This window comes from Wolbachia endosymbiont of Mansonella perstans, assembly GCF_020278605.1.
GTDB lineage: Bacteria > Pseudomonadota > Alphaproteobacteria > Rickettsiales > Anaplasmataceae > Wolbachia.
Genome location: NZ_JACZHU010000119.1, coordinates 1 through 2,267 on the forward strand (window position 1 = coordinate 1; position 2,267 = coordinate 2,267).

The 2,267-nt window shown below is 36.0% G+C and carries 3 protein-coding genes; 2 read left to right on the plus strand and 1 reads right to left on the minus strand.

The annotated features are described in order from the left end of the window. Positions 1–3: 3 nt before the first annotated feature. Complete coding sequence (locus IHO13_RS05255) at positions 4–213, minus strand: hypothetical protein (RefSeq protein WP_225538595.1); 210 nt, start codon at positions 211–213, stop codon at positions 4–6. Between the two features lie 255 nt (positions 214–468). Between IHO13_RS05255 and gap the strand changes: the two genes are divergently transcribed. Both gap and tatC read left to right on the plus strand, forming a co-directional pair. Continuing rightward, positions 469–1,455 carry a type I glyceraldehyde-3-phosphate dehydrogenase gene (gap, locus tag IHO13_RS05260; RefSeq protein ID WP_225538596.1) on the plus strand — a complete coding sequence of 329 codons (987 nt, stop codon included), beginning with the start codon at positions 469–471 and terminating at the stop codon, positions 1,453–1,455. Beyond that, the gene (tatC, locus tag IHO13_RS05265) at positions 1,452–2,219 is read left to right on the plus strand and encodes a twin-arginine translocase subunit TatC (protein WP_225538598.1); all 768 of its coding nucleotides are present in this window, start codon (positions 1,452–1,454) and stop codon (positions 2,217–2,219) included. Before gap ends, tatC begins: the two co-directional genes overlap by 4 nt. Positions 2,220–2,267: the final 48 nt, after the last annotated feature.

Sequence of the window (2,267 nt, forward strand, 5' to 3'; positions counted from 1 at the left end):
ATTTTATATATCCTTGCGTAGCGAATTTATCTTCCTCATGTCACCTTTGAAATCCACTTCCATGCAGAGTTTAGTATTCATATTGTGGTCATCTATATGGAAGTTACAAATGTAAGTATCAATAGTGAAGTTTCCTATTATATGATGGCTTTCACCTAGTATTTTGCTTTCCACGTGATAATGGCCATTGCCTTCGTTAAAGGAATGATCCATCAATTTGATATACCCGTTGCCGAATTCCTGTTATAGGTTCAGAGGTTGATTAATGTTGATAAAATCCATTTTATTCATGATATATCTCGCTAAAAAATTAAATTATAACTAAGGTAACATGTTAAGTCAAGTTGTTTAACAACTTTAACTATGGATTAGGAAATGAGTTTAGGTAACTTTGTATGTAAACCTTTTGATTCTTGTTCTTTATCCTTTATAATTAAGCTTTTATAATTAAGCTTTTTGAATGAAGAAATGAAAATTCGTGTAGGGATTAACGGTCTTGGCAGAATAGGCAGAAGTGTATTGCGTGCTATTTTCGAAATAGAAAAATATAATAAGCAGATAGAAGTTGTAGCAGTAAACGGGTCACTCAGTGCTGAGCAGCATGCACATTTGGTAAAATACGATTCCATTCATGGTAAATTCAGTGGTGATGTTGATTTTAACGAGTCTAAAAATTGGATTTCTATAAATGGCAGAAATTTTCTTCTATATAGAGAACGAAGCCCTGAAAATATCCCTTGGAATGTTGATGTAGTGCTTGAGTGCACAGGTGCATTTAACAGATCTGCGGAAGCAGCAAAGCATAATGCAGCAAAAATAATTGTCTCTGCTCCAGTTTTAGATGCCGATGTAACTATAGTTTATGGTGTGAATAACGATATGCTCAAAAAAGAGCATAAAGTTATATCAGCTGGTTCTTGTACTACAAATTGCCTGGCTCCGATTGTGCAGGTTCTACACTCCAATTTAGGTATAAAAAGTGGCTTTATGACTACTATACATGCCTATACGAATGATCAAAATATTCTCGACGGTAATCACAGGGACTTATGTAGGGCAAGGGCTTGTGGTTTATCTATGATACCAACAACAACTGGAGCAGCAAAAACAATTTGTTCTGTCATTCCTAAGTTAAAAGGAAAGCTAGATGGCACTGCCATCAGAGTTCCGGTTAGCAATGTTTCCCTGGTTGATTTTAGATTTGCAACTGACAAGAAAGCAACAGCTGAAGAAATAAATGAAATATTCGAGAATTCAACAAACGATGTGCTTTCCGTATGCAAGGAACCTTTAGTTTCAATAGACTTTGTTCATAACCCCTATAGTGCGATTGTAGATCTAGCCGGTACATACGCCACAGGTGATGCTTGTAGAATTGCAGCGTGGTACGATAATGAATGGGCTTTTTCGCTAAGAATATTAGACATAGCATTATTGTGCTATAATAGAGTATGAATAAGAACCCAAACAAATATGCTTCATTTTATGAGCACTTTGCAGAACTCAGGAAAAGGGTTATTTTTTGCTTTCTATTTTTTTGCATTACTTTTGGCTTTTGCTACTACTTTAAAGAAAATATATACCGTTTTTTACTTGCACCTTTAATAGAAGTTACAAAAGATAGCGATGATTTTTCTCTAATCTATACAGACTTAACAGAGGCGTTTTTTGTGTATCTCCGAGTTGCAGTAATGAGCGCGCTTTTATTTTCCTTTCCTGTGTTAGCATGGCAATTCTATATGTTTTTAGCACCCGGCTTATACAAAAGCGAAAGGGCAGTGCTGTTGCCATATTTGATTGCAACGCCAGTTTTGTTTATAACGGGAGCTGCAGTAGTTTATTACTACATATTTCCTTTAGCCTGGAAGTTTTTTATTGCTTTCGAGCATAGCGGCAAATCTTTCGGTATACCAATAGAGTTTATGCCATCAGTCAGTGAATATTTAGACCTAGTTCTCCAATTCATGTTTGCGTTTGGTACTGCATTTCAAATTCCAGTCATACTCACATTAATGGTCAGGGTTGAGCTGCTTACCGCGCAAAGCTTGTCGAACAAGCGCAGAATCGCGATAGTGGTAATTTTTATTATTGCTGCGATCTTAACTCCACCTGATGTATTGAGCCAAGTAGGACTTGCTGTACCAATGTTGATTCTATACGAATTGTCCATTTTAGTTTGCAGATATATTGAGAAGAAGAAAACAAAGAGTAATGCTTGACATTTGCATAACCATATAGCTTTTAACAGCGTGTTGGATTCGACAAAA

What these genes read in the sequence shown, in the direction of transcription:
- tatC (WP_225538598.1), top strand. Translation starts at nt 1,452, where the DNA reads ATGAATAAGAACCCAAACAAATATGCTTCATTTTATGAGCACTTTGCA.
- IHO13_RS05255 (WP_225538595.1), bottom strand. Translation starts at nt 213, where the DNA reads ATGGATCATTCCTTTAACGAAGGCAATGGCCATTATCACGTGGAAAGC.
- gap (WP_225538596.1), top strand. Translation starts at nt 469, where the DNA reads ATGAAAATTCGTGTAGGGATTAACGGTCTTGGCAGAATAGGCAGAAGT.